Genomic DNA, 26,110 nt, shown 5'->3' with positions numbered 1-26,110 from the left:
TCACCCATCAGAACCTCCTGTTCGGAAATCCTGAATCACATCTCAAACCAAATTAATAGGTCCTGAGCCTAGAAGCGGTGGCTGGGCGAACGATTGACAGCGAACTGGGCGAACACGACCTATCGGCATGAGAATCTCCATTCTGGACGATTATTTCGATACGCTGCGAACGCTGCCGTGCTTTGACAAGCTTAACGGCCACGATGTTAATGTCTGGACCGACCACCTGCGGGAAACAGATGCGATAGCGGAGCGGCTGCATGATGCCGAGGCACTCGTTCTGTTTCGGGAGCGCACCAGAATAACAGCAGAACTTCTGGACCGATTACCTAATTTGAAACTGATCAGTCAGCGTAGTGTCTACCCGCATATTGATGTTGAGGCCTGCACCCGAAATAGGGTGCTTCTATGCTCCAACATGCATGCTGGTACCCCGTCTTATGCTGCAGCCGAATTGACCTTCGGCCTCATTCTGGCGGCCATGCGGCAGATTCCGCAACAAATGGCGGCGTTAAAGGATGGCAGGTGGCAGATCGGCGTCGGCCACACCGTTCGCGGCAAAACGCTTGGTGTCTGGAGCTACGGCCGCATCGGCAAGGCGGTCGCGGGATACGCGCGCGCGTTCGGCATGGATGTGCAGGTTTGGGGAGGTGAAGTGTCTTGCGCCGATGCGGTGGCGGATGGTTATCGGCAGGCGGAGTCACGCGAAGAGTTTTTTATGACCAGCGATATTGTTTCCCTGCATGTCCGGCTCTATCCGGCGACCAGGGGCATGATTACTCCCGACGATCTTGCCCGGATGAAATCTGACGCGCTTCTGGTTAATACCAGCCGCGCAGGATTGATCGAGCAAGGAGCACTGGTTTCCGCGTTGCAAAGTGGCCGACCCGGCATGGCCGCGATCGACGTCTATGAAGAGGAACCCGTCGATAACACCGATCATCCTTTGCTGCATATGGAGAGTGTCGTGTGTACCCCGCACATCGGTTACGTGAGCAGAGAAGAGTATGACTTGCAATTCGCGGATATATTCGACCAGATCCTCGCCTATGAAGCGGGGCACCCGATCCACATGATCAACCCGGAGATATGGCCGAACCGTTAGGAGCGACGCATGCACTTTCGCATGGCCGTCATATCAATCGAAGAGGTGCTGCTTCCGGAAATGCGATCTATATTGTATCCGAAAGGATACAATATGAGAAGCTCGGAATTTTTCGCACGGATACGCGCGGCGCAAGGGTTGGCAAGGGCATTTGAGTCCCGCCGGGAGCCGGCAACAAATGATCTCGACATTCTCGGAATGCCTTCGCGGCTGAAAGCCAGGTTCAGGCGCTAAGCGCTGCTTTCTGCACCGGCAATTTGATCGAAATGGTCTTGCCCGCCGGCTCGTTGCGGGAGGTTACGTCAAGATAACCCCCATGCGACTTCGCGACGTCCTTTGCCAGCGACAATCCAAGCCCGCTGCCTGAGTTGGTCTGCTCCCCGGTCGAAAAGGGTTGTGACAGCGCGATGAGCATCTCTTCGTCGAAGGATCTGCCCGTATCGGTGACCCCAATGTCGATGACCTGACGGTTGTCCGCAAGCCTCAGGTGCACCTTTATGCTGCTATCGCTTCCATTGTGGCGCACGGCATTGTCGACCAGATTTATGATCGCTTCCCGCATGAGTATCTCATGGCCGCGATAGGCCAGCGATTCGATTTGCATATCCAGCGAAATGTCCTGACCTTTTTCAAGCGCTGAGACCGCAACCGCCTGCGTGGCATCTGCCACAACTCGGGCAAGGTCGAACGCTCTCATGTTTTCCTTGCTGAGGGCGTGAGCGCTTGCGCTGGAAAGCATTTGGTTGATCATTTTGCCGGTATGGTCGCTTGCCTCGACTATTTCGACGAGCGCCGAGTGCAGATCGGCCTTGCTGTCGGAGGCGAGCGCCGCTTGCGCCTGGACCTTGATGGCCGCGATAGGATTGCGAAGCTGATGAGCAGCATTACCTATGAACTGCTCGCGATTCTGCTTGGACCGCGCAACGCGTTTGAACAACGCATTCATCGACCCGACAATGCCGGACAATTCGATCGGCATCGACCTCCTGATCGGCGTCAAATCGTGCGGCGAACGGTTTTCGATCGCGTCTTGCAATTCGCTGATTGGGCGCAAGCCGCGGCTGACCGCGAACCAAACGATGGCGCCAGCGGCCAGTACGACCAGAACGAGCCGCAAGAGCGAGCGCACGAACAGTGATATAGTCAGTCGGTCGCGCGTAGTCGTTTTCTGCCACGTAATGATCGTCGTCAGCCCGTTAATCTGACCGCCGGAGAGGTACTGGCGAACTGCTGTCACGCGAACCGGAGCTTCGCGATAGCGTCCGTCGTAAAATATTGGCCTCTCGTCCTCGAGAACGATGCCTTCGGGTATTTTCGGAAATGCGGAATATCCTGTGATAAAGGCGCCGCGCGGTCCCTTTACGTAATAGAAGAACTCGTCGCCGAGATTATCGGTGAGCATTTTCAGTGTGTTGTCCGCAAGCAGTGTGCCGCTGGACGCGACGATGTTCTCAGAGAGTGTGAGCATAGCCGCCAAAAGGGTCCGGTCATGCAGATCCTTGGATACGCGCTGCGCAGAATAAAACGTTTCGAGCGAGACGATGGCGGCCACCGTGGACAGCGGTATCAGCAGCCAAATCAAAAGCCTCGTGCGAATGGAATTCATGCAACTGACCGCAGGCAATAACCGAGCCCGCGCACCGTCTTGATCTCCGTGCCCGATCCCGCCAGTTTCTTGCGCAGGCGATGTACATACAATTCGACTGCACTTTCCTCGACCTCGGCGCCGGTTCCGTAGAGATGGTCCAGGATTTGGGTCTTGGAGACGACGCCGCCTCTGGAGCTCATCAGTGCTTCAAGCAACGCAAATTCGCGGCGGGGCAAATCGATTACAGCGCCGTCGACGGAGACCTGCCGTGCGGCTGAATCAATGACCACTCGCCCCAATTGCGACGTGGTGGCGATTTCCTTGTCGGCCCGCCTCAACAGGGCGCGGGCCCGGGCAAGCAGCTCGGCAAGTTCGAACGGCTTGGTCAGATAGTCGTCCGCCCCGAGGTCCAGGCCGCTGACCTTGTCTTCGATGGCGTCGCGCGCGGTCAGCAGTATCACCGGAGCATGGTTTCCCGCACCGCGGAGTGATTCCAAAATCTCGAGGCCCGAACACCCCGGCAAATTGACATCCAGGATGATCAGGTCGAGCTTTTCGCCAAGCAGAAAATCCGCCGCGCCCGTGCCGACATGCAGAAGGTCAACGCCGTGGCCTTCCGCTTCAAAGGCCTTGGCGATCCCGCCGGCCAACGGTCTGTTATCTTCAACGATGGCGATGCGCACAAAATTCCCGCAAGAATGATCTGAAAGCTGGGTGAAAGGTTCATGGGCTACCAGCGCAGATGTCAACAAGGCATTTTGGGAGGAGATGCTTAGATGGACATCCGTCCGGCGGCCTTCTCCCATGCGCAATCCGGGAGGACCCCATGACTATACTAAAAAAAATCTCTTCACTGCTGGCGGCCGGCACAGTCGCACTGACGGTGGGCGTTGAAGCGAACGGCGAATCGCACGCAGTCGACATGACCGGCAAGACCGTGGAGTGGACCATTCCGTTCTCCGAGACCGGCGGTTCCGCCAAATGGGCAAATTTCTTTGCGCCGCTGCTTTCGGAAGCTCTGCCCGGCGAGCCGACCGTGGTGGTGAAGTTCATGCCTGGTGCAGGCTCAACAAAAGGGGCGAACTGGTTCCAGACGCAGGAAGATGGTTACGGCACGATCCTGTTCGGCACCTCCGGCTCTACACAGTTCCCCTATCTTCTCGGCGACCCGCGTGTCCGTTACGAATACCGGGATTGGACGCCGGTGATGGCCACCGGTACCGGCGGGGTGGCCTATCTGAATAAGGAAGACGGCGCCAAGTTCGACGGCTCGGCCAATGCACTCAAGGACACCAGATTCATCTACGGCGCGCAAGGGGCAACCAGCCTTGATCTGGTCCCGCTGCTTGCCTGGGAGATGCTGGGAATGAATGTCGAACCGGTCTTCGGAATCAAGGGCCGCGGCGACGGCCGCCTGATGTTCGAGCGCGGCGAGGCAAACATCGACTACCAGACCTCATCGGGTTACCTCGGCGGTTCGCTCGATATGGTAGAGGCCGGCGACGCGGTGCCGATGATGAGCTGGGGCGCACTGGACGAAGACGGCAACATCGTGCGCGATCCCACCTTCCCTGACATGCCGACCTTCAAGGAGGTCTGCGAAGCGACCGACGGTTGTGAGACGTCCGGTCCGGCATGGGATGCATGGAAGGCGTTTTTCGTCGCGGGCTTTCCCTCTCAGAAGATTGCGTTCCTGCCCGCCGGGATCAGCCAGGCTGTGGTTGACACATACGTTGCGGCCTTCGAGGCCGTGCGGTCACGGCCGGATTTTGCTGAGATTTCGGCCAAGAGGGTTGGCAAATATCCCATGTTTGTGGGTGCTGGGGCCGTGAAAGCGGCGAAGGAAGCCACAACCATTTCCCCGGATGCGAAAGACTTCGTCGTGAAGTGGCTCTCCGACGCATATGGTGTCGAACTGAAATAAACCGGCAAAGCCGACGATTTGGAGCCGGGCTCATCTAGGGTCCGGTTCCGCTGCCATGCGGGGGGGACGGATAATGGAAGCATTGTGGGGAGCGTTGCCCGCTCTTGGACAGGCATTCGAGCTGATTTTGCAGCCGGTTGTCCTTGGCTACCTTCTGCTGGGCGTCGTGATGGGCCTTTGCATTGGCGTTTTCCCGGGCCTCGGCGGCATTGCCGGCCTTTCGCTGCTTCTTCCCTTCATGTTCGGAATGGAACCGATCTATGGTCTGGCACTGATGATCGGCATGGTCGCGGTGGTTCCGACCTCCGACACCTTCGCCTCCGTGCTAATGGGAATACCCGGCTCGTCTGCCAGCCAGGCGACGGTGCTTGACGGTTTTCCCCTGGCAAAGAAGGGACAGGCGGCACGCGCGCTTTCGGCCGCCTTTGCCTCATCTCTTTTCGGCGGCCTGATGGGCGCCGCGTTCCTGACCTTATTCATTCTTGTTGCGCGCCCGATCGTTCTGTCATTTGGCCTGTCGGAAATGCTGATGATGACGATCCTTGGCCTTTCCATGGTGGCAATCCTTGCTGGGCGGGTCGCTATTAAGGGCGTGGCTGCCGCGGGCTTCGGCCTCGTGGTCGGCACCATAGGCGCCGCCGATTCCGGCGGAAGCCTGCGGATGGCAACCTATGACATCCCCTATATCGTCGACGGGTTCAAACTCGTCATCGTTGGTTTGGGCATTTTCGCAATTCCCGAGATCGTATCCCTGCTACGGCAGGATCGTGCCATTGCGGCAAATGCAGAGTTGGGTGCCGGATGGCTCGATGGGGTGAAGGACTGGTGGGCCAACCGGTGGCTCTCGCTGCGCTGTTCGGTCATAGGAGTGATCGTCGGCGTGATTCCCGGGCTCGGCGGCTCGGTCGTGGACTGGATTGCCTACGGCCACACGGTACAATCGACAAGGGAGAAGTCCGGCTTCGGAAATGGCGAAGTGCGCGGCGTCATCGGCCCGGAAAGCTCAAATAATGCCAAGGAGGGGGGAGGTTTGGTCCCTACCTTGCTGTTCGGAATCCCAGGCTCCGGCTCAATGGCCATTTTTATCGGGGCGATTGCGTTGTTGGGTTCCGGCACGATCGAGGTCGGACCCGGTATGTTGAAGAACAATCTCGACATGACCTACGCGATCGTTTGGCTGCTCGCACTGGCCAATGTGCTCGGTACGGTACTTTGCATCGCGGCGTCCGGGGGCATTGCCCGGCTGACAACCATCCGGTTCACCCTGATTGCTCCGTTCCTGTTCATGTTGATCGCCTTTGCCGCGTTCCAGTCAGGCCAGAATTTTGCCGACCTCGTCGCGCTCTTCGTGTTTGGTTTTCTGGGCATCCTGCTACGTCGCTTCGACTGGTCGCGCCCCGCCTTCCTGATCGGCTTTGTCCTTTCCAATCCGGTCGAGAAATTCACCAATCAGGCGTTCCAGATTGCCAGCTTCCGTTTTCGCGAAAGCACCGAGGCAGGGCTGGAATACATCTTCAGTCCGATAGTCATCGTGTTGTTGATCGTGACCGTTGTGTCCGTCGTCCTCGGAATTCGCCAGGCAAAAAGCATTATGGCCGAAGGAGACGTGAAATCCGGGTCCAAACGCGCACCGATGGTCTTCCTGCTCGCCGTCATCGCCTATCTCGTCGCGACCTACTGGAACGCGTCCTTGATCAATGACCGGCTGATCGGCGACAAGATTGTGCCGATGACGATCTCGATTATCGCCCTCGCGGGGTGCCTGGTTCTGCTCGCGCAAATGATGCGCCGGCCGGAAACGGATATTGTTTTCGCCGATCGCGAGATATCCGGAGAGGATGCCGACGCGCCGCATGGCTTGTGGTCGACGCTTGCCTGGTTTGCCGTACTGCTGGCGCTCAGCGGGCTTTTCGGTTTCATCATCGCTCTCGCGCTATTTCTCGTGGCCTTCCTCCGGATGCGGGCCGGCCTCAAATGGCTTCACGCGGCTTTCTATTCGGCACTCGGCATCGCCTTCATCTCCTTTATGGCGTGGATGCTTAACCGCGATTTTCCGCCGGGTCTGTTGCAGAGCTATGCCGATCTTCCGTGGCCGCTGCGCTAGAGGAGCCGAAACGATGCAAGCAAAAATTCCCTGCATTTTCATGCGCGGTGGCACCTCTCGCGGGCCGTACTTCAATCGCAAGGACCTGCCGGAAGACCTCGGTGAATTGGCCAAGGTTCTCATCGCCGTGGTGGGCGCCGGTCATCCACTCAACATCGACGGCGTCGGCGGTGGCAACGCCGTGACCACGAAGGTCGCGATGCTCTCGAAATCTGACGACGAATCGGCGGATGTCGACTACTTTTTTGCCCAGGTGGCCGTTGAGAAAGAAGAAGTCGACTTCTCCCCGACCTGTGGGAACATACTGTCAGGAGTCGGGCCCGCCGCCATCGAAATGGGTCTCGTTGCAGCGACCGGCGATGAGACCAGCGTGCGCATTCGCAGCACCAATACGGGCGCTTTGGTCGAAGCCAAAGTGCAAACGCCTGGCGGCATCGTCAACTATGAGGGCGACGCGGCAATCAACGGTGTCAACGGTACGGCTGCTCCGGTCATCCTTAACTTCATGAACATCGTGGGTTCGAAGACCGGCGCAATGTTCCCGACAGGCAATGCGATCGACCTCGTCGATGGCTTTGAAGTCACCTGCATCGACGTGGCAATGCCGATGGTGATCGGCCGGTCTGAGGATTTCGGCATCACCGGATATGAGAGCCGCGAAGAGTTGGACGTCAACAGGGAACTGTTCGAGCGCTTCGAGCCGGTTCGCATCAAGGCAGGCGAATTGATGGGTTTCGCCGATGTGGCGACGTCAGTCGTGCCCAAATTCGGCCTGTTGGCAAGACCGCGCCGCGGCGGCGCGATCGCGGCACGCTATTTTATGCCGTGGACGACTCACCCCTCCTTCGCGGTCACGGGGTCGATTTGCACGGGTTCATGCTTGATGGCGCCGGGAACTGTCGCCGCAGGCTTGGCACAGTTGCCGGGGGGTAATCCGGCCGTTCTTGAAATCGAGCACACGAGTGGCATGATCGAAGTGGTTATGGATGCGTCGGTCGAGAGCGGCCAATTCGACTTGAAGTCCGCCGGCCTGTTGCGCACGGCGCGAAAGTTGATGTCCGGGCACGTGTATGTGCCATCATCGGGTTTGGCTTGAGCGGTATGTTTTCAGGATGGCCTTCGGAACGCCGAGGCAAACACTCGTGCGGTCAACGGCGCTCCGATGATTACGATGAAAATGCGCAGGACATGGTGGGCGACAACGAATGCAACGTCGGCCCCGACCACGAGCGCTAGCACGGTTAGCTCCGCCTGGCCTCCCGGCGCGAATGCAAGCAATGCTTCGATACCGGGCGCAAGTCCCAGCCCGTAGATCGCCTCGACGAACACCACCGTCAGAATGATCAGGATCACGCAGAAGCCCAGGCCCGCAGCGAGATCATGGCGAATCTCATCCATCGTGATGCCGGTATATTTGCTGCCGACGAACATGCCGATGAAAAATTGGGCCGCCCAGATCGCCTCCGCAGGCGGGCGGTAGTGCAGACCGCCCGTCACGGTTACTATGGCGGCGAGGATGAGCGGGCCGAGAATTGAGGCCCCGAACATGCCGATCCTCTGCGCAATCTGCCAGCCGACGAGGGCGCAGCCGGCCATGATGGCCAGTTCGAGGACCGGAATCGTCGACGCCGGCGCGCCGGGCGGATTGGTCAGGTCCGCTCCCCAGAAACCTCTCAGGAAAAACGGCAGCGCCGCGACAATGACCACCACGCGCGTTGCGTGAATCAGGCTCAAGGTTCGGATATTGCCGCCTGCTTCCTCACCGAAGAGTAGCATGTCCTGCAGCCCACCCGGCATGGCCGCATAATAGGCGGTGGGAAAGTCATAGCCGCACAACCGCCGGAAATAAGGCACGCCGATGAACCCGATGCATGCCACCATCGCTGGCACTAGGATCAAGGTAGGCAGCATCGAGGGAAATGTGGCCAATACTGCAGGTGTGAGCGTCGCCCCGACCGCCACGCCGAGAATGGTCCGCATGCCGTCATTGAGGATCTTGATACCCCGCATCGGCACGCCTGCCACCGCCGCGATCAGGCAGGCGAAGATGGGGCCCAGCAGCCAAGGCAGCGGAAGATTGAAGGCATTAAAAAAAAAGACGCCGATGCCAGCGATCAGAAAGGTACCGGCCACCGGCATCATGCGCCGAGGCCTTTGAGGCGGTAGCGCAGCGAATTCTGCAAATGCGCTTCGGCTGCCTCGCCCGCCGCCTTCGCGTCGCGCGTCCTAAGGGCATCCACGATCATGCGATGCTCGGCGACTACGACATCGACCCGCTCTGGGTCGGAATAGGTGGTCGGCCCAAGCAGAAGTAGCGAATTGGTAATAGCCCGTGCCGCATCGAGCAGAAACCGGTTGCGCCCTGCGAGATACAGGCAGCGATGAAAATCCTGGTTGATGGCGGAGCCGATCGACGGGTTGTCGCGCTGGTCCTCGATCGAATCGTTGAGTTCCCCGAGGGTGTCGAACTCGGCCTCAGCGCCATGCCGTGCCGCCATCTCGGCTGCCGTCCGCTCGAGGACGATGCGCATTTCGTAGAGCTCGACGGTTTCCGTGTGACCAAGGGATCGAATAACCGCGCCGAGGCGGGGTCGATGCTCGACGACGCCGTGTGCTTCCAAACGCCGCAGCGCCTCGCGGACGGGCGTGCGCGACAGGCCGAGACGCTCACCGACTTCCTCCTCGCGAAGCCGCTCACCGGGAGCGTAGGTGCCGTCGCGCAAGGCGGCCATAAGCGCCGCATAAGCCGCCTCGCCGCTCGATTGGGAAATTTTCCTGTCAGAACTCATGCGGCGGGTTGCCTTTTTGTATCCGCGCGGATACATGCCAGTTACAGGAGTTCCAGGCGCATGTCAAAAGTTCATTCTGACCCGCGATCCCCCGACGTTCTGGTGATCGGCGGCGGCAACGCGGCCCTGAGCGCTGCGATAACCGCCCGCGAGGCCGGCGCAAGTGTAACGATCGTGGAAGCGGCGCCGAAGCCCTATCGCGGCGGCAACAGCCGGCACACGCGGAATTTTCGCTGCATGCACGACGGCCCGCTGGGCGTGCTCACCGGTGAATACACCGAGGACGAGTACTATCAGGACCTCCTCAAGGTCACCGGGGGCAACACCGATCCGGTGCTGGCGCGCCTTGCGATCCGCTCCTCGGAAGAGAGCTATCGTTGGATGGAAGCGCATGGCGTCCGCTTCCAACCCTCGCTGTCCGGCACGCTGTCGCTGGGGCGTACGAATGCCTTCTTCCTCGGCGGTGGCAAGTCGCTGGTCAACGCCTATTACCGGACGGCTGCCGGCCTTGGCGTGGATGTCATCTACGAGGCGAAAGTCTTCCATCTGGAGCTCAAGGAACATCGAGTAGACTGGGTCGATTATACCCAGGGCGGCGAGACGCGCCGCATCACGCCCAAGGCCGTCATTGTTGCCTCCGGTGGTTTCCAGGGCGATACGGAGTGGTTGGCCCGCGCATGGGGCCCTGCCGCGCAGAATTTCCTGATCCGCGGAACCCCTTACAACCGGGGCGTTGTTCTCGCCGATCTCCTCGAACAGGGTGTGCGATCCGTGGGCGATCCGACACAGTGCCATGCCGTCGCTATTGACGGCCGGGCGCCAAAGTTCGATGGCGGGATCGTTACCCGGCTTGACTGCGTGCCGTTTTCTATCGTGGTCAACAAGAATGCCGAGCGCTTCTATGACGAGGGCGAAGAAGTTTGGCCCAAGCGCTATGCGATCTGGGGCCGGCTCGTTGCGGCACAGCCGGACCAAGTGGGTTACGTCATTATCGATTCAAAGTCGCTCGAGTTGTTCATGCCGTCGGTATTTCCGCCGATCAAGGCGGACAGCATCGAGGAACTTGCCGGCGAGTTCGGCCTGCCAGCCGATAAGCTTCGGAAAACGATCGACGCGTTCAATGCGGCCTGTGGCGATACCTCGGCATTTCATCCGACCGAACTTGACGGCGTGGCAACCTCGGGTGTCGCGCCGCCGAAGACCAACTGGGCCCGCCCGATCAACGAGCCGCCGTTTTACGGTTACTCGCTGCGAACCGGCGTGACCTTCACTTATCTCGGTCTGAAGGTAGACGAGCTTGCCCAGTGCAGCACCGATGCAGGCTCGGTCAGGAATCTGTGGGCGGCGGGGGAAACCATGGCCGGATCGATCCTCGGACAGGGCTATCTTGCCGGCTTCGGGATGACGATCGGCACCGTCTTCGGACGCATCGCAGGACGGGAGGCTGCCGCCTATGCAAGCTAATCTTCTCCAGGAGGCTCGTCGCCAAGCCGAAATCTGCAATGCCTGCCGTTACTGCGAAGGCTATTGCTCTGTCTTTCCGGCGCTGCACCGTGAGCGCGCCTTTTCGGATGGCAACCTCACCCAGCTAGCCAATCTCTGCCATAACTGCCGCGGCTGCTACTATGCCTGCCAATACACTGCACCGCATGAGTTCAATCTCAATCTACCCGGCATTCTCGCGGATGTGCGCGAGACCAGTTGGGAGAAGTTTGCCTGGCCGCGCGGTTTCGCTCGGGTGTTCCAGAAGCATGGCGTGATGGTCGCAATAGCAACTGTCGTGGGTTTCGCGCTGTTGTTTTGGATGGTGCGGACATTTGTTCCGCAAGGCGGCAAGGGCTTCTACGCTGTCATCGCGCATGGCACCATGGTCGCGGTGTTTGCGCCGGCGTTCCTCTTGCCGCTTGTCAGCATCGCGATCAGCCTGCGTCGATACTGGCGAGCGACGGGCGGCGGGGGCCTGAGCTTGTCGGACACTATCGCGGCTTTCGGTTCGGCAGCTAAGATGAAGAACCTCGCGGGCGGTCACGGGGATGGATGCAATTTCGAAGAAGAAGACCGGTTCAGCCATGCCCGGCGTTATGCGCATCAGGCGGTGATGTACGGTTTCCTACTCTGCTTCGCCGCGACATGCTCCGCTACCATAATGCACTACGGTTTTGGCCTGTATGCGCCCTACGGTTTCTGGTCACCGCCCAAACTGCTCGGGGTGAATGGCGGAATAGCGCTGACCGCCGGCGCCGCATGGATGGTGTGGCTGAAGCTGAAGTCAGACCGCCATCTCGGCGCGGCCGCCGCTTGGGGCGGGGAAATGGGCTTCGTACTCCTGCTCGGCTTTGTCGCGTTGAGCGGTCTTGTACTGTATCTCCTCGGCGGCACGTCGCTGATGCCGGCACTTCTGGTGTTGCACCTCGGCGCCGTGCTGGCCTTCTTTTTGCTCACGCCGTACACCAAGATGGCTCATGGTTTCTATCGGCTGACCGCGCTGGTGAAAGAGGCAGCACTCTCTCGCCGGACGTGAGATGGCCAGTTCGTAATTCTCCCTTTTGCCAAGCAGGTGATCCCGATCTTTCTCATACGAGACCGCAATAATCACCGGCATATCCGTTTCCGATCTCTTAGACGGGTCCTTCGCCGGCACTACGATGTGCCACGTTGCCTTGTTGGGGGACGGGCGAGGATATCGGCATCCATGGCTTGACAATTACCCAGAAGAGACCGCTTGCGGCACTTCGCGGACATCACGGCTTGCGTCAGAAGAGTCCGCCTTCGGATTGTTTTGGACATCTTTCCGAGTAGTGACATCTCCAGCCGGATGCTCATGGAATGGCGACACCGGCGAATCCAAAACCGCAGGCGGAGGGCGGTTGCCGGCGAAGTCACTGGAGCAGCAACTTGCAGCCTCTGTTCAGACGCATCTTCGCGACCTTTTGCCGTTTAATTTCCTGGCCGATCCGTCGATCGATGATATCGGACGGATCCGGGATCTGCTGGACAGAACCCCATCAGGGAAGTCGGCTCAGAGCCTGGAAACAATCCTCTCCTGCATCGAGCGAGCCACGATCGCTCCGGGCAGCATTGAGCTTGCCCTGAATACTGAAGCCGTTGCCGCTTGGCTCGCCATCGCACCTGCATGCATCAATGTCGACGTGCTTCGTCATTCGATCCCATTTCAGTTCAGGAAGCGCGGTGTCGAGACCAAATTGATCATCGGGGCCGCCCAGACGAAAGCGCTGGATGAAGTCCTGATCCGCAACATCGCGAAGGCGCATCAGTATTACAATGCGATCAAGCAGGGTGAGACATTCGAGGAAATCGCGGCATCGGAGAACCTCTCGAAGCGCCGCATCTTGCAGGTGATCGACTTGGCCTTCCTTGCTCCGGATCTCGTGAAGTCGGTCATGAATGGTGTTCAGCCCGCTGGGCTGACCGCCAAATGGCTGGGTCAGAATCCGCTGCCGTCCGACTGGCAGGTCCAGCGCCGCATCGTCGCTACGCGCTGACGCTATCGCTTGGAAAACCGCCTTATTACCAACTGCTTACGATGGTTCGTCGATGCTGATTTAGCAAACTGTCAGTCCCGAAATGGCCGACAGAGACTTTCGGCGATTCAGGCGTTATTTCGCGGCGAAAACCCCGTCTCTGTTTGCGCAGGAAAGCCGTATGCCTTTGATTTTTCGCCACTATTAAGGGAGGAAATAAAGTATTATCAATAACTTATGGTGGTTGGCTGGGCATTCTGGATTCGAACTTCGTCTCACCAACTGCGAACCAGTCTCTGTTTGTAAAATTTGGCTTGTTTAGACGAACATTTGCCGATGTGCTGCCGATGCTGATTTAGCAAACTGTCAGTCCTGAAATGGCCGACAGAGACTTTCGGCGATTCAGGGCATATTTGGCGGCGAAAACGTAGTCTCAGTTTGCGCCGGAAGGCCGCATGCCTTTGAATTCTCGCCACTATTTAGGGAGAAAAGCTAGTTATATCAATAACTTAAGGTGACTGGCTGGGGAACCTGGATTCGAACCAGGACTAACGGAGTCAGAGTCCGTGGGTCTACCGTTAACCTATTCCCCAACAACTCGCCTTGCGAGACCGGCGATATAGAGGGTCGCGCCGAAAAATGCAAACCGTTGACCGCACGAATGCGCTTGGTAAATCCGTCGAGCGCTGGTAGGTTCCCTCCAACAGCAAATGACATGTGCCTGCAGCGCCGTTTTTGGCCGCGCGGCGCAGGAAGGGAACAGCGGTGAAGGACGCCGAAGCGGATGCCTTCGCATCCGGATCGGGGCCCTCCGGACCTGAAACCGACCCGAGCCGGGCGGTTTCGGGCGGTGTCGGCGGCGGTGGCAGCCCGAGGAAGGGCAGCGCGGCCGAAAGCGGTACCGGGCATTCCGCGTCGCCTGGAGAAGGCGGCGGGGACGGGCGCCAGAACGGTGCGCCAGTGCATGACGGAAGTCTCGACCATCATAAGGAAAAGCGTGGGCGCAAGCGGCGCCGAAGACGGCGCGGCGCGTCCCGGGCGGCGCATGCCGCCACGCCGCCATCCGGCGCCGAACAGGCCGCTGGCCCACAGGTGACCGGCCCGGCGCATGGGGTCGCGCAGCCGAAAGCCGGAAAGACGGATGAGCCTCCTGTCCGGCGCAAGCGCCGACGGCGCGGTCGGAAAACCGGCCAGCCGGTCAGTATGGCGGCCCATGCCTCCGCACCCCAGTCCGGAATCGCGCCGCAGGCCTCGCTGGGATTGCAGGCGCCCGCCCCGAACCCGGGACCCTCGTCGGGCCCCGCATCGCGCCCGCCCGCCTCGGCGACGCCGGACTTTTATGCCGCGTTGGATCTGGGAACCAACAATTGCCGGCTGCTCGTCGCCGTGCCGACGCGGCCGGGACAGTTTCGCGTGGTCGACGCCTTTTCGCGGATTGTCCGGCTGGGGGAAGGCCTCTCGCGTACCGGCGAGCTCAACCCGTTGGCGATGGATCGCGCTGTCGATGCGCTCAGGGTCTGCCGCGACAAGCTCCGGTCGAAGCCGGTTCGCCGCACCCGGCTGATCGCGACGGAAGCCTGCCGATCGGCGGCAAACGGCCCTCAGTTCCTGGAGCGTGTGCGAACCGAAACCGACCTGGATCTCGAAATCGTTGATCGTGAAACCGAGGCCCGGCTCGCGGTCAGCGGCTGCAGTTCGCTGGTGGGTCGCGAAACCGATTCTGTGGTCTTGTTCGACATCGGCGGCGGTTCGTCGGAAATCGCACTGGTCGATGTCAAGGATCGCCGGAGCCGGCGTCTGGCGGATCATATCGTTGCGTGGACTTCACTCAAGATCGGCGTCGTCACCTTGTCGGAAAAATTCGGCGGCCACCATGTCACCGGGCAGATCTTCAGCGATATGACCGACTACGCGACGGACATGCTCCTAGCCTTCAAGGACCGCGACAGGCTTGCCGACCGCGTCGGCAATGACGGGTTCCACCTGCTCGGCACATCCGGGACGGTGACCACGCTTGCCGGAATCCATCTTGATCTGCCGCGTTATGACCGGCGGCGGGTTGATGGTCTGTGGATGAGCTCGGACGAAGTGGACGCCATGAACGCGCGGCTTCTCTCGTGGTCGTTCGAGGAGCGTGTCGCCAATCCGTGCATCGGTGCCGACAGGGCCGATCTGGTTCTGGCGGGCTGCGCGATCCTTGAGGCCATTCGCCGTGTCTGGCCGAGCAAGCGCCTGCGCGTAGCTGACCGCGGGTTGCGAGAAGGGTTGTTGACGGAAATGATGGCATCGGACGGAGCTTGGCGCAGGGGCGCCAATCCGTATCGCAACCGCTCGCGCTGGAGCCGGCGATGAGCGGCAGGAAACCGCCCCGCGGCGGCGCATCGTCGGGCCGTGGCGGGAGAAGCATCAACCAGCGGGTCAAGAAGGGACGGGGACTGAAGAATTCCTCGCGCCGCTGGATAGAGCGTCAGATCAACGATCCTTACGTGCAGCGCGCGAAAGCCGAAGGCATGCGCTCTCGGGCCGCCTACAAGCTGATCGAGATCGACGACAGGCATGGTCTTCTGAAAAAGGGCGACCGGGTGATCGATCTTGGTGCGGCGCCGGGCGGCTGGTGCCAGGTCGCCGCAGGGCGTGTCGGCTCGACCGACGCCGACAAGCGCATCGCCGCGATCGACTATCTGGAAATGGACACGATGCCCGGGGTCGAGATCCTCCAGACGGATTTTCTGGACGACGACGCGCCGGAGCGGCTGCTCGAGGCCCTTGGCGGGCCGCCGGACGTTGTCCTGTCGGACATGGCCGCGCCGACGATCGGCCATCGCAACACCGACCATTTACGCACAATGCATCTGTGCGAGGTCGCGGCCGATTTTGCGGTCAAGACGCTGAAACCCGGAGGCCATTTCCTGGCGAAGACCTTCCAAGGCGGCACCGAAAAGGACCTTCTCGATCTGTTGAAGCGCAACTTCAAATCGGTGGCGCATGTCAAGCCAGCGGCCTCGCGCGCTGAATCGGTGGAGCTCTATATTCTTGCGAAGGATTTTCGCGGGAACGGCTAACCGTCACGACCATGCCCTGTCCGGGTCCAGGGCGTCGGCCCAATTCCTCACTCACGACTTTTCGCCATTATCGCTCGCGGCAGGCTTTCGCGCTGCAAACAAGCGTGGTACCAGCCACTGCCAACGCAAGCGCCGGATTTCTTCCGGCATCCCATTTTGACGGAACGAAGAGCGATGGCGACGATCCTCCAGACCATAACCGGCGCGCACGCGCTGACCTTTGACGATGTGCTGCTGCAGCCCGCGCATTCCGAGATAATGCCCGGTGAAGCAGATATCCGCACAGTCATCGCCAAGGATATCGAGTTGTCGCTGCCGATCATCTCGTCGGCCATGGACACGGTGACCGAGTCGCGTCTCGCCATCGCGATGGCCCAGGCCGGCGGACTTGGCATCATACACCGAAATCTCACCCCCCAGGCCCAAGCCGAGGAAGTCCGGCAGGTCAAGAAGTTCGAATCCGGCATGGTCGTCAATCCTGTGACCATCGGCCCTGATGCCACGCTTGCCGACGCACTGGCGCTGATGCAGGCCAACCGCATCTCCGGCATCCCGGTCGTCGAAAACGCCGGAACCGGAAGCCAGAAGCCCGGCCGCCTTGTCGGCATATTGACCAACCGCGATGTGCGCTTCGCGTCCGATCCCGGGCAAAAGGTTCATGAATTGATGACGCGCGAGAAGCTCGTCACCGTGCGTGAGACAGTCGATCAGGACGAGGCGAAGCGGCTGCTGCATCAGCACCGGATCGAAAAGCTTCTGGTTGTCGATGACCGGGGGTACTGCGTCGGGCTCATCACGGTGAAGGACATTGAAAAATCGCAGCTCAATCCGCACGCTGCCAAGGATGCCCAGGGACGGCTGCGGGCGGGCGCCGCCGTCAGCGTCGGCACCGATGCGCAAGAGAGGGCCGAGCGGCTTCTCGACGCCGGCATCGACGTCATCGTCATCGATACCGCACACGGTCATTCGCAGCGCGTGCTCGATTCGGTCGGCCGGGTGAAGAAGATGTCGAACTCGGTGCGTATCATCGCCGGCAACGTCGCTACGGTGGACGGCACCAAGGCGCTGATCGACGCGGGCGCAGATGCGGTTAAGGTCGGCATTGGTCCCGGCTCGATCTGCACGACCCGCATCGTCGCGGGTGTCGGCGTGCCGCAGCTTGCCGCGATCATGGCGTCTGCTGAGGAAGCAGCCCGGTCGGGCATTTCGGTTATCGCCGATGGCGGAATCAAATTTTCCGGAGATCTGGCGAAGGCCCTTGCCGCCGGCGCGGGCGCGGCGATGGTCGGCTCGCTGCTGGCCGGCACCGAGGAGAGCCCGGGCGAGGTCTATCTGCATCAGGGACGCTCGTACAAGGCCTATCGCGGCATGGGGTCGGTCGGGGCGATGGCCCGCGGGTCCGCAGACCGCTATTTCCAGGCCGAGGTACGCGACGAACTGAAGCTGGTGCCCGAAGGGATCGAGGGACAGGTTCCCTACAAGGGGCCCGTCGCTGCGGTGTTGCACCAGCTTGCCGGCGGCTTGCGTGCCGCAATGGGCTATACCGGATGCCGCTCGCTGGAGGATTTTTCGCAGAAGGCAACTTTCGTTCGCATCACCGGCGCCGGCCAGCGTGAAAGTCACGCCCACGACGTCACGATCACCCGCGAGAGCCCGAATTACCCCGGCGGTGTATGAAGCTACGGATGATTTCGGCATGCCGTGAGCTGCCTATCGGGGATCGCCAATCGGCGGGTTGAGGGGAACATGGAACAGACAGCCATATTCTGGCCGGTGATCGCGCAGATCGCTTTGACCTACGGAGTGTACGTGGTGATGAGCATGCGGAGGGTCCGCGCAATAAGGGCCGGAGAAGCCCGGGGGCAGGATTTCAAGATCCCCAAGGATCCGGAACTGAGCGCGTCGGCGGCGCGCAACGTCGAGAACCAGTTCGAACTGCCTGTGCTTTTCTACGTTGTTTGCCTCGCGCTTTATCAGACGTCGTCGGTGGATGCGGTGACGGTGGCGCTCGCCTGGCTTTTCGCGCTTTCGCGGATCGGTCATGCATTGGTCCACGTAACGACCAACAAGATTATGATCCGCCGCCGCGTTTTCATCGCCGGGTTCTTCATCCTCGCGGCGATGTGGATACTGTTTGCCTGGAGGTTGGCGCTCAACTGAGCGGATTTAGCCTGCATCCGCCGGCTCGAGCTTGAGCAGTCGTCCGCCTGCCCTGTCCTCAAGCACCCAGAGCGCCCCGCCGGGACCCTGCTCGACCTCCCGGATGCGTTTCCCCCACGCGAAGCGCTCGGCTTCAGCCGCAGTTTCGCCCTCCAGATCGACATGGATCAGCGCTTCCGAGACGAGCCCGCCGATCAGCGCGTCGCCTTCCCAGCCCTCGAAGGCGTCACCGTCGTAGATCACGAGGCCCGCTGGCGCGATAGAGGGGACCCAGAAGGCTTCGGGCGCATTGAATTCGGGGCGCGTATCGTGATCCGGGATCGGAATGCCCGAATAGTTGTCGCCGTTTGAGACCAGCGGCCATCCGTAATTTTCGCCGGCAGTAATGAGGTTCAGTTCGTCCCCGTGGCGCGGACCCATCTCATGCGTCCACAAGCGCCCTTCGCCGTCGAACGCGATGCCGAGGAGATTCCGGTGTCCGGCGGTCCAGAACTGCTTCGCCAGTTCGCCGCGTTCCTGCCAGGGGTTGTCCGGTGGAACCGAACCGTCGTCGTTGAGCCTGACGATCTTGCCGAGGTTTTGTTCGAAGTCCTGTGCGGGGCTTTTTTTCTGACGGTCGCCGGAAGTGATGAACAACATCCCGTCGGGACCGAACGCCATTCGATGAGAATAATGGCCTTGGCCGCGAACCTTCGGTACCTGCGTCCAGATTCGTTCGACCCCGGTCAGCGTCGGTCGGCCGCCGGAGGTGTTGAGCGTCGCCCGTACCACCGCAGCACCGATGGTCGAACCATTCTCGGATGCCTCGGCATAGGAGACATAAACCAGGCCGTTTTCGGCGAAGGCCGGATGGAGGATCACGTCCCCCAGGCCGCCTTGTCCGCCGTAGGCCACGTCCCACAGCCCGTCGACCTTTGTTTTCCCTCCCTCCTGCGTAACGTGCAGCAGTGTTCCGCTCTTCTCGGTCACGAGCATTGTGCCGTCTGGCAGGAAGGTCAGCGCCCAGGGCTCGTTGAACTCGGCGATTTCGGATGCTTCGAGAACCGTTCCGTTCGTCCCTTCGATCGTGAAGGCACCCGCCCCGAAGGGGGCTGCTGAAAGCGATAACGCCATAAAAATCGTCGTGAGGCGCATGGGAATGTTCCTTTCTCCAAAAAACTGGAAGAACTAGTCGGCGAATGTGTCGCTATGTGCCCCGGTCCCTTCACCTTTCGGTGAAAGCGGGGCGCCGGTTTCCCCGTCGAGCAGTTCGAACGCGGTCGCCCGGAGCAGATTGGCGAAGGCCTCGAAGTCGCCGCGGCGTTCGGTCGTCTTGCGCCAGTAGAGCGCGATATCGCGATGCGGCATGGGGTCGGCAAACGGCGTGATCGCGATGGAGCGAAGATTCGCTCTGACCGAGGCGATTGCGATTTCGGGCAGCAGCGTCAGACCCATGCCGTGCGCCACCATCTCGAGGAGCGTGGTCATCGATGTGGCCCCAAAATTGACAAGCCGCCGCTCGGTTTCCGGGCCGCAGACGGAAAGCGCCTGATCGCGGAGGCAATGCCCCTCGTCGAGCAGCAGCAGCCTCTCCACCACGACCTGATCCTGATTCAGCGGCGATGAAAGAACATCCGCGCTGTTTGCCGAGCTTGCGATGAAAAACCGGTCCCGGAACAGGTGCTCGACATGCAGGCCGGGATCGCCGATCGGTTCCGCCGCCACGACAACATCGAGCGTACCGTCGATGAGTTCTCCCACGAGCGTTTCGGTAATCGTCTCGCGCACCTTGGGTTCGAGTTTCGGGTATTCTGCTTGCAGGCGGGGTATCAGTTTCGGCAGCAGATAGGGTGCGATCGTCGGGATCATGCCGATCCGCAGACGCCCGGCCAGCAATCCGCGGTCTTTCAGCAGCATTTCCTCCAGGCCCTGCACGTCGCCGAGGATGCTGCGGATCCTTGGTAGAAGGTGCTGCCCGGCCTCCGTCAGCACCACCTTTCCGCGCCGTCGTTCGACCAGCTTCCGCTGCAGGCGGCCCTCCATGTCCATGATCTGGGCCGACAGCGCCGGCTGGCTGATATTGACCGCGGACGCGGCCTTGCCGAAATGCAGCGCCCGCGCCAGCGCGTCGAAATAGTGCATCTGTTTCAACGTGATCATGATCGGTTTTTCTTATCGAATGCATTGAAAATAACAATTGGAAATTATCGTGCGGGATTGCGATGGTTAAGGCAGATCACCCGCTTTCGGTAGGGAGGAGGCAGGATGGCCAGGACGCCGGACATTCGGCGCGGCGGCCCATGCCGATCCCCTGGCCATGATGGTTGCCTGCGGCGCAGATCGAAGAAATTACGGAACAGTATTGGAGAGAAAGATGGACGCGAAAGTCGACGACAAGACGGGTAAATGCCCGGTGATGCACGGTTTCGGTGGGCGGACAAACCGCGACTGGTGGCCAAACCAGCTGAATCTTGGTGTCCTCCATCAGAATCCGCCCTCCGGCAAGCCGATGGACGACGCCTTCGATTACGCCGAAGCTTTCAAGAAGCTCGATCTGGATGAGGTCAAGCAGGACGTCTTCAAGGTGCTGACCGACAGCCAGGACTGGTGGCCCGCCGACTGGGGGCACTACGGGCCTTTTATGATTCGGATGGCCTGGCATAGCGCCGGCACCTACCGCACCGGCGACGGCCGCGGCGGTTCCTCGTCTGGCTCCCAGCGCTTCGCGCCGCTGAACAGCTGGCCGGACAACGCCAACCTCGACAAGGCGCGCCGGTTGCTTTGGCCGGTGAAGAAGAAACACGGCAACAGCATCTCTTGGGCCGACCTCATGATCCTGGCGGGAAACTGCGCGCTCGAATCGATGGGTTTCAAGACTTTCGGCTTCGGCGGCGGACGCGAGGACATTTTCGAACCCGAACAGGACATCTACTGGGGAACCGAGAAAGAGTGGTTGGGCGACGAACGCTACAGCGAGGGCCGCGCCCTCCAGAACCCGCTCGCGGCCGTCCAGATGGGCCTCATCTACGTCAACCCGGAGGGTCCGAATGGTGAGCCTGACCCTGTCGCCGCCGCCAAGGACATTCGCGAAACCTTCGCCCGCATGGCGATGAACGACGAGGAGACCGTCGCCCTGATCGCCGGCGGCCATACATTTGGCAAGACGCACGGGATAGGCAGTCCCGATATGATCGGCGTGGAGCCTGAAGGCGCGGACATCGCCGAGCAGGGTTTTGGCTGGACGAGCACCCACGAAACCGGCAAGGGAGCGCACGCTTTCACCTCCGGCCTCGAGGTGATCTGGACGACCACTCCAACGAAATGGGGCATGGGCTTTTTCCATAACCTGTTCGAATACGAATGGGAGCTGACGAAGAGCCCGGCGGGCGCACATCAGTGGAAGCCGAAGAACCCGGAAGCTGTCGACACGGTGGAAGACCCGCACGAGCCGGGCAAGCGCCGCACGCCGAACATGCTGACCACGGACCTCTCGCTGCGGATGGACCCGGCCTACGAGAAGATCTCGCGCCGGTTCTATGAGAACCCGGACGAGTTCGCCGACGCCTTCGCCCGTGCATGGTTCAAGCTGACTCACCGCGATATGGGCCCCAAGGTACGTTACCTCGGGCCGGAGGTTCCGGCGGAAGACCTGATCTGGCAGGACCCGGTTCCGGCCGTCGATCACGAACTGATCGGTAACGCAGAGATCGAGGAACTGAAGTCGAAGATACTTGCGTCCGGGCTTTCGGTTCGCGAGCTCGTCTACACTGCCTGGGCGTCCGCCTCGACTTTCCGAGGCTCCGACAAGCGCGGTGGCGCGAATGGCGCCCGTATCCGCCTCGCGCCGCAGAAGGACTGGGAGGTCAATGAGCCTGAACAGCTTGCCCGGGTTCTGGAGACTCTCGAGGGCATCCGGAAGGCGTTCAACGATGCCCAGACCGGGGGCAAGAAGGTGTCGCTCGCGGACCTGATCGTACTCGGCGGCGCGGCGGCGGTCGAAAAGGCGGCGCGCGAGGCCGGCCACGATGTCGTCGTGCCGTTCACGCCGGGGCGCACCGACGCGACGGCCGAGATGACGGATGCGGAATCCTTCGAGCCGCTGGAACCGAAAGCCGACGGCTTCCGCAACTATGTCGATGCCGAATACACCGTGCCGACCGAGCAGCTTCTCGTTGACAGGGCACAACTCCTCACGCTCACTGCTCCCGAGATGACGGTCCTCATCGGCGGCATGCGCGCTCTTGGGGCGAACCACGGGAGCACGCCGCACGGCGTCTTCACCCACCGGCCCGGCACGCTCACGAACGATTTCTTTGTCAACTTGCTCGACATGGGCACCGCTTGGAAGCAGTCCGAGGATGACGAGCATGTCTACGAGGCCCGCGACCGCGCGACCGAGGAAGTGAAGTGGACGGCAAGCCGCGTCGACCTCGTATTCGGCTCTAACTCCCAGCTACGGGCCCTTTCCGAGGTCTATGCCCAGGACGACATGAAAAAGAGGTTCGTGCAGGATTTTGTGAAGGCCTGGGCCAAGGTAATGGACGCGGACCGCTTCGAGGTCGCCTGATCCACGCCTTTAACGTCCCGGACCACCGAAAGCCGGCGCTTCACCCGCGCCGGCTTTCTTGCGTCTTGATCCCGGACAATGCGCCTTTCATTCCGTTCCCGTTGGATGGCGAGCGTACGCAACAAGAGCAATCGGGAGGACCGCCCATGGAAAAGCAGCGCATCCGGATCGAGCAGCACGGCGGACTTGGCCTCATCTGGTTCGCCGGCTGGCTGTTCACCATCGGTTTTCTTCAACTGACCTTCTGGAAAGGGCTGTGGGCGCTGATCGTCTGGCCATACTATATCGGCGTCCACTTCACGCCTTGAGCGCCGTCTCTGCCTTGCCAACATCCCGTCCCCTCTGTAACCACGCTGGAGTTTTCAAGCGGAGCAAATTCCATGCGCCTCGGCGGACGGGTCGGTGCAGCTATCGAGGTGCTGCAGGACATCGAGACAAGACGCCGTCCTGTGGCCGATGCGCTGAAGGACTGGGGCCTTGCGCACCGGTTCGCCGGATCGGGCGACCGTGCCGTAATTGGCAATCTTGTCCACGATGCTCTTCGCAAGAAGCTCTCAACCGCTCATTTGATGGCTGACGATTCGCCCGCGTCACTCGCTTTTGGAACCCTCTGGCGTCAGTGGTCCGTTAGTCTTGCCCAGATGCGCGAGGCCTTCGCTGAAGACCGGTTCGCGCCCAAGATCCCCGAAGACGCGCTTGCCTCGGCGCTGAAACGCGATTTCGCCTTCGCGGCGCCCTATGTCGAAGCCGACGTTCCCGACTGGACCGCGGATTTCTTCGAGGAGAATTTCGATCACGAATGGGTCGCCGAGGCGGCGGCGCTTTCCGAGCGCGCGCCGCTCGATTTGCGCGTCAACACCCTGAAGGCCGACCGGGAGAAGGTCCGCAAGCAGCTCTCGAAGGCCGGCGCCAAGGATACGCCGATTGCGCGGCATGGCCTTCGCATCGCCGCCGGGAAGGGTGCCTCGCGGCACCCGAACGTGCAAGTCGAACCGGCTTTCCAGAAAGGCTGGTTCGAGGTTCAGGACGAAGGCAGCCAGATTGTTGCCGATCTGGTGTTTCCGAGACCGGGCGAGCAGGTATTCGATTACTGCGCCGGCGCCGGCGGCAAGACGCTTGCGCTCGCCGCCGCCATGGAGAACAAGGGTCAGGTTCACGCCTGGGATGCGGACAAGTCTCGGCTGGCGCCGATCTTCGAACGCCTGAAGCGGGCTGAGACGCGCAATGTTCAGGTGCATGCAGCCGACGCCGACCTGTCTGGTCTCGAAAACCGGATGGAACGCGTGCTTGTCGATGCGCCGTGCACCGGTTCCGGGACGTGGCGGCGCAATCCGGACGCGAAGTGGCGGTTGCAGCCTTCCTCGCTTGAGAAGCGGTTGGGGGAGCAGGCTTCGGTGCTCGATGCCGCCAGCAAATATGTTCGGCCGGGCGGGTTTCTCGTTTACGTCACCTGTTCGGTGTTTCCGCAGGAAAACGAGCACCAGGTATACGCCTTCGGTGACCGGCATGCGGACTATGAGCTTCTCTCGGCGGGCGAAGTGTGGCAGGAACTGTTTGGTTTCGACAAGCCGCAGCCTTGGTCGGCGGACATGAAGTGCATCACGCTCACCCCGCGCGCGACAGGAACGGATGGTTTTTTCTTCGCGGTAATGCAGCGCAACGGGTGACCCGGTGGCTGAATTGACGGACGATGTAACCCGGCGCATCCAGGACAGCTTTTCGCGCCAGCCGGCGATGCGCACCATCGGCGCTGTGCTGGACGCGGTCGGTGCCGGATCAGTCGAAATCGTCGTACCCTATGATCTGAAGCTAACCCAGCAACACGGCTTTCTGCATGGTGGCATTGTCGCCGCCGTGCTTGATTCTGCCTGCGGATACGCAGCGCTGAGCACCATGACGCCCGATGCGGGGATTCTGACGATCGAGTTCAAGGTCAATCTGCTTGCGCCGGCGGAAGGCGATCGCTTCCGCTTCGTCGGCACGGTGGTCAAACCCGGCCGTACGATCACCGTTTCCGATGGCGCGGCATTCGCCCTCCGGGACGGCGCCGAGAAGAAGATCGCGACCATGACCGCCACCCTGATGGCAATCCACGGCCGCGCCAACATCAGGGATTGATCCATGAAGACGGTGGCCGGAGCGCGAATTCTCTACGTCATGGCCGCCGATGCCGAGTATGGCGATCATCTGAAATCCCGCTTCATGCCGCTGATCTGCGGTGTCGGACCGGTCGAGGCCGCGGTCAATGTGACCCGCGCGCTGGCCGGCAGTCGTCCCGACATCGTCTTTTCGCTCGGTTCGGCGGGCTCGCGCACGCTCGAACAGGCGGAGGTCTATCAGATTGCAGGCGTCGGCTATCGCGACATGGACGCCTCGCCGCTGGGCTTTGAAAAGGGCCGGACGCCGTTTCTCGACCTTCCGGCCGAAGTGGCGCTTCCGTTCTCGATTGACGGAATTCCATCGGCGCGCCTCTCGACCGGGGCGAACATCGTATCCGGCGCCGCCTATGATGGCATCGACGCGGACATGGTCGATATGGAGACCTTCGCGATCCTGCGCGCCTGCATGACCTTCGACGTGCCTCTTGTTGGTCTGCGCGGCGTCTCGGACGGCGCCGCAGACCTCCATCATTTCGATGACTGGACGCAATATCTGCACGTCATCGACGAGAAGCTGGCAGCTGCTGTCGATCTGGTAGAGGCCGCGATGCGGGATGGTTTGCTGTCGCTGGAATGAAAACTAGCGGCACGAAAAGGCCCCGCTCGCTGAGCGGGGCCCGAGGCTGGTCTTCGGAGACGGCCTACGCGGCCTTCTGGTTTAGCTTGTCCTCGGCGAGCCGGGTCAGCTTGGAATCGGCGCTCTTTTCTTCCTCGATATTGTCCCGAAGCAGATTGATCGCCTCGTCGTGGCCGAGCACTTCCGCCCAGGTCAGAAGCGTCCCATAGCGGGTGATTTCGTAATGTTCTACGGCCTGGGCAGCCGCGATCAGCGCGGCGTCGAGCGTTTCGGCGTCGCTGATTTCGTCGATCAGTTCCTCGGCCTCTTTTACGATGCCTTCGATCGCCGGGCATTCCTCGCCCGAAGCTTTCTTGCCGATCACGTCGAACACTTTCTTGAGCCGTTCGATTTGGCCTTCGGTTTCCGTTCGATGGTCCTTGAAGAGCTTCTTCAATGAAGCATTCGTGCTCTTCTCGATCATCTTGGGCAGGCTTTTGTGGATGTGGTTTTCCGCGAAATAGATGTCTTCGAGCGTGTGCTCGAACAAGTCGTTAAGGTCCTTGATTGCCATGATGGTCTCTCCCTGGAGGTTGTGGGGCTGGGACATCTCGAGAACGGCTCACCGGTCGCCT

The 26,110-nt window shown here is 60.8% G+C and carries 23 protein-coding genes and 1 tRNA gene; 16 read left to right on the top strand and 8 right to left on the bottom strand.

The genetic code is table 11. From position 1 onward, the window contains the following. Positions 1-127 precede the first annotated feature (127 nt). A complete protein-coding gene (locus LC298_RS15655; protein ID WP_131569405.1) occupies positions 128-1,105 on the top strand; it encodes a D-2-hydroxyacid dehydrogenase family protein in 978 nt (325 codons plus the stop codon). Positions 1,106-1,328: 223 nt separating this feature from the next. Here the strand turns inward: LC298_RS15655 and LC298_RS15650 are convergent, their stop codons facing one another. Together LC298_RS15650 and LC298_RS15645 are read right to left on the bottom strand one after the other, a co-directional pair. Beyond that, complete coding sequence (locus LC298_RS15650) at positions 1,329-2,711, bottom strand: sensor histidine kinase (protein WP_131569407.1); 1,383 nt, start codon at positions 2,709-2,711, stop codon at positions 1,329-1,331. Beyond that, on the bottom strand, positions 2,708-3,376 hold the full coding sequence (locus LC298_RS15645; protein WP_131569409.1) for a response regulator transcription factor: 669 nt from the start codon (positions 3,374-3,376) through the stop codon (positions 2,708-2,710). Before LC298_RS15645 ends, LC298_RS15650 begins: the two co-directional genes overlap by 4 nt. Positions 3,377-3,519: 143 nt before the next feature. On the opposite strand from LC298_RS15645, the gene LC298_RS15640 reads away from it, so the two are divergent. The 3 genes from LC298_RS15640 to LC298_RS15630 all read left to right on the top strand — a co-directional run bounded on the left by LC298_RS15640 (position 3,520) and on the right by LC298_RS15630 (position 7,817). Beyond that, positions 3,520-4,617 carry a type 2 periplasmic-binding domain-containing protein gene (locus tag LC298_RS15640; RefSeq protein ID WP_199223290.1) on the top strand — a complete coding sequence of 366 codons (1,098 nt, stop codon included), beginning with the start codon at positions 3,520-3,522 and terminating at the stop codon, positions 4,615-4,617. A gap of 73 nt (positions 4,618-4,690) precedes the next feature. After that, on the top strand, positions 4,691-6,721 hold the full coding sequence (locus LC298_RS15635; protein WP_131569411.1) for a tripartite tricarboxylate transporter permease: 2,031 nt from the start codon (positions 4,691-4,693) through the stop codon (positions 6,719-6,721). Between the two features lie 13 nt (positions 6,722-6,734). After that, on the top strand, positions 6,735-7,817 hold the full coding sequence (locus LC298_RS15630; protein WP_131569413.1) for a 4-oxalomesaconate tautomerase: 1,083 nt from the start codon (positions 6,735-6,737) through the stop codon (positions 7,815-7,817). An 11-nt stretch (positions 7,818-7,828) separates the two neighbouring features. On the opposite strand, the gene LC298_RS15625 is transcribed toward LC298_RS15630, so the two are convergent. Next, positions 7,829-8,854, bottom strand: a complete 1,026-nt coding sequence (locus tag LC298_RS15625; RefSeq protein WP_199223291.1) for an AbrB family transcriptional regulator — start codon at positions 8,852-8,854, stop codon at positions 7,829-7,831. 5 nt (positions 8,855-8,859) lie between these two features. Continuing rightward, the gene (locus LC298_RS15620) at positions 8,860-9,510 is read right to left on the bottom strand and encodes a GntR family transcriptional regulator (RefSeq protein ID WP_131569417.1); all 651 of its coding nucleotides are present in this window, start codon (positions 9,508-9,510) and stop codon (positions 8,860-8,862) included. Positions 9,511-9,570: 60 nt separating this feature from the next. On the opposite strand from LC298_RS15620, the gene tcuA reads away from it, so the two are divergent. The 3 genes from tcuA (at position 9,571) to LC298_RS15605 (ending at position 13,013) form a co-directional block, all read left to right on the top strand. Then, the gene (tcuA, locus tag LC298_RS15615) at positions 9,571-10,974 is read left to right on the top strand and encodes an FAD-dependent tricarballylate dehydrogenase TcuA (RefSeq protein WP_131569419.1); all 1,404 of its coding nucleotides are present in this window, start codon (positions 9,571-9,573) and stop codon (positions 10,972-10,974) included. Beyond that, entirely contained in the window at positions 10,964-12,031 is a 1,068-nt protein-coding gene (tcuB, locus tag LC298_RS15610) for a tricarballylate utilization 4Fe-4S protein TcuB (RefSeq protein ID WP_131569421.1), read from the top strand. Before tcuA ends, tcuB begins: the two co-directional genes overlap by 11 nt. Positions 12,032-12,377: 346 nt before the next feature. Continuing rightward, positions 12,378-13,013, top strand: a complete 636-nt coding sequence (locus LC298_RS15605; protein WP_131569423.1) for a hypothetical protein — start codon at positions 12,378-12,380, stop codon at positions 13,011-13,013. Positions 13,014-13,511: 498 nt separating this feature from the next. Here LC298_RS15605 and LC298_RS15600 read toward each other — a convergent pair. After that, positions 13,512-13,585, bottom strand: a tRNA-Gln gene (locus tag LC298_RS15600). Positions 13,586-13,757: 172 nt separating this feature from the next. Here LC298_RS15600 and LC298_RS15595 point away from each other — a divergent pair. The 4 genes from LC298_RS15595 (at position 13,758) to LC298_RS15580 (ending at position 18,214) form a co-directional block, all read left to right on the top strand. Continuing rightward, the gene (locus LC298_RS15595; protein WP_131569425.1) at positions 13,758-15,344 is read left to right on the top strand and encodes a Ppx/GppA phosphatase family protein; all 1,587 of its coding nucleotides are present in this window, start codon (positions 13,758-13,760) and stop codon (positions 15,342-15,344) included. Continuing rightward, on the top strand, positions 15,341-16,054 hold the full coding sequence (locus tag LC298_RS15590; protein WP_131569427.1) for an RlmE family RNA methyltransferase: 714 nt from the start codon (positions 15,341-15,343) through the stop codon (positions 16,052-16,054). The genes LC298_RS15595 and LC298_RS15590 overlap by 4 nt, the downstream gene beginning before the upstream one ends. Before the next feature lie 174 nt (positions 16,055-16,228). Further along, positions 16,229-17,731, top strand: coding sequence for an IMP dehydrogenase (guaB, locus tag LC298_RS15585; protein WP_131569429.1), 1,503 nt, complete (start codon positions 16,229-16,231; stop codon positions 17,729-17,731). A gap of 69 nt (positions 17,732-17,800) precedes the next feature. Beyond that, positions 17,801-18,214 carry an MAPEG family protein gene (locus tag LC298_RS15580; RefSeq protein WP_131569432.1) on the top strand — a complete coding sequence of 138 codons (414 nt, stop codon included), beginning with the start codon at positions 17,801-17,803 and terminating at the stop codon, positions 18,212-18,214. A gap of 6 nt (positions 18,215-18,220) precedes the next feature. On the opposite strand, the gene LC298_RS15575 is transcribed toward LC298_RS15580, so the two are convergent. Continuing rightward, complete coding sequence (locus LC298_RS15575) at positions 18,221-19,348, bottom strand: PQQ-dependent sugar dehydrogenase (protein ID WP_131569434.1); 1,128 nt, start codon at positions 19,346-19,348, stop codon at positions 18,221-18,223. Between the two features lie 33 nt (positions 19,349-19,381). Next, entirely contained in the window at positions 19,382-20,353 is a 972-nt protein-coding gene (locus LC298_RS15570) for a hydrogen peroxide-inducible genes activator (protein WP_131569436.1), read from the bottom strand. Between the two features lie 214 nt (positions 20,354-20,567). Between LC298_RS15570 and katG the strand changes: the two genes are divergently transcribed. The 5 genes from katG (at position 20,568) to LC298_RS15545 (ending at position 25,496) form a co-directional block, all read left to right on the top strand. Beyond that, on the top strand, positions 20,568-22,760 hold the full coding sequence (gene katG, locus LC298_RS15565) for a catalase/peroxidase HPI (protein WP_199223292.1): 2,193 nt from the start codon (positions 20,568-20,570) through the stop codon (positions 22,758-22,760). Positions 22,761-22,906: 146 nt separating this feature from the next. Then, a complete protein-coding gene (locus tag LC298_RS15560; protein ID WP_199223293.1) occupies positions 22,907-23,068 on the top strand; it encodes a hypothetical protein in 162 nt (53 codons plus the stop codon). Between the two features lie 72 nt (positions 23,069-23,140). Beyond that, the gene (locus tag LC298_RS15555; protein WP_131569440.1) at positions 23,141-24,427 is read left to right on the top strand and encodes an RsmB/NOP family class I SAM-dependent RNA methyltransferase; all 1,287 of its coding nucleotides are present in this window, start codon (positions 23,141-23,143) and stop codon (positions 24,425-24,427) included. Positions 24,428-24,431: 4 nt separating this feature from the next. Then, a complete protein-coding gene (locus LC298_RS15550) occupies positions 24,432-24,878 on the top strand; it encodes a PaaI family thioesterase (RefSeq protein ID WP_223385695.1) in 447 nt (148 codons plus the stop codon). Positions 24,879-24,881: 3 nt separating this feature from the next. Continuing rightward, positions 24,882-25,496, top strand: a complete 615-nt coding sequence (locus tag LC298_RS15545; RefSeq protein WP_131569442.1) for a 5'-methylthioadenosine/S-adenosylhomocysteine nucleosidase — start codon at positions 24,882-24,884, stop codon at positions 25,494-25,496. Positions 25,497-25,560: 64 nt separating this feature from the next. On the opposite strand, the gene LC298_RS15540 is transcribed toward LC298_RS15545, so the two are convergent. Continuing rightward, positions 25,561-26,049 (bottom strand): YciE/YciF ferroxidase family protein, encoded by a 489-nt coding sequence (locus tag LC298_RS15540; protein ID WP_131569444.1) that lies wholly within the window; start codon positions 26,047-26,049, stop codon positions 25,561-25,563. Between the last annotated feature and the right edge of the window lie 61 nt (positions 26,050-26,110).

The sequence above is a fragment of the Oricola cellulosilytica genome, assembly GCF_019966575.1.
Lineage (GTDB): Bacteria > Pseudomonadota > Alphaproteobacteria > Rhizobiales > Rhizobiaceae > Oricola > Oricola cellulosilytica.
This window is presented reverse-complemented; position numbering and strand designations above follow the sequence as displayed.

What these genes read in the sequence shown, in the direction of transcription:
- LC298_RS15635 (WP_131569411.1), top strand. Translation starts at nt 4,691, where the DNA reads ATGGAAGCATTGTGGGGAGCGTTGCCCGCTCTTGGACAGGCATTCGAG.
- LC298_RS15575 (WP_131569434.1), bottom strand. Translation starts at nt 19,348, where the DNA reads ATGCGCCTCACGACGATTTTTATGGCGTTATCGCTTTCAGCAGCCCCC.
- LC298_RS15620 (WP_131569417.1), bottom strand. Translation starts at nt 9,510, where the DNA reads ATGAGTTCTGACAGGAAAATTTCCCAATCGAGCGGCGAGGCGGCTTAT.
- LC298_RS15655 (WP_131569405.1), top strand. Translation starts at nt 128, where the DNA reads ATGAGAATCTCCATTCTGGACGATTATTTCGATACGCTGCGAACGCTG.
- LC298_RS15555 (WP_131569440.1), top strand. Translation starts at nt 23,141, where the DNA reads ATGCGCCTCGGCGGACGGGTCGGTGCAGCTATCGAGGTGCTGCAGGAC.
- LC298_RS15580 (WP_131569432.1), top strand. Translation starts at nt 17,801, where the DNA reads ATGGAACAGACAGCCATATTCTGGCCGGTGATCGCGCAGATCGCTTTG.
- LC298_RS15545 (WP_131569442.1), top strand. Translation starts at nt 24,882, where the DNA reads ATGAAGACGGTGGCCGGAGCGCGAATTCTCTACGTCATGGCCGCCGAT.
- LC298_RS15650 (WP_131569407.1), bottom strand. Translation starts at nt 2,711, where the DNA reads ATGAATTCCATTCGCACGAGGCTTTTGATTTGGCTGCTGATACCGCTG.
- LC298_RS15560 (WP_199223293.1), top strand. Translation starts at nt 22,907, where the DNA reads ATGGAAAAGCAGCGCATCCGGATCGAGCAGCACGGCGGACTTGGCCTC.
- tcuB (WP_131569421.1), top strand. Translation starts at nt 10,964, where the DNA reads ATGCAAGCTAATCTTCTCCAGGAGGCTCGTCGCCAAGCCGAAATCTGC.
- katG (WP_199223292.1), top strand. Translation starts at nt 20,568, where the DNA reads ATGGACGCGAAAGTCGACGACAAGACGGGTAAATGCCCGGTGATGCAC.
- tcuA (WP_131569419.1), top strand. Translation starts at nt 9,571, where the DNA reads ATGTCAAAAGTTCATTCTGACCCGCGATCCCCCGACGTTCTGGTGATC.
- LC298_RS15570 (WP_131569436.1), bottom strand. Translation starts at nt 20,353, where the DNA reads ATGATCACGTTGAAACAGATGCACTATTTCGACGCGCTGGCGCGGGCG.
- LC298_RS15540 (WP_131569444.1), bottom strand. Translation starts at nt 26,049, where the DNA reads ATGGCAATCAAGGACCTTAACGACTTGTTCGAGCACACGCTCGAAGAC.
- guaB (WP_131569429.1), top strand. Translation starts at nt 16,229, where the DNA reads ATGGCGACGATCCTCCAGACCATAACCGGCGCGCACGCGCTGACCTTT.
- LC298_RS15590 (WP_131569427.1), top strand. Translation starts at nt 15,341, where the DNA reads ATGAGCGGCAGGAAACCGCCCCGCGGCGGCGCATCGTCGGGCCGTGGC.
- LC298_RS15630 (WP_131569413.1), top strand. Translation starts at nt 6,735, where the DNA reads ATGCAAGCAAAAATTCCCTGCATTTTCATGCGCGGTGGCACCTCTCGC.
- LC298_RS15640 (WP_199223290.1), top strand. Translation starts at nt 3,520, where the DNA reads ATGACTATACTAAAAAAAATCTCTTCACTGCTGGCGGCCGGCACAGTC.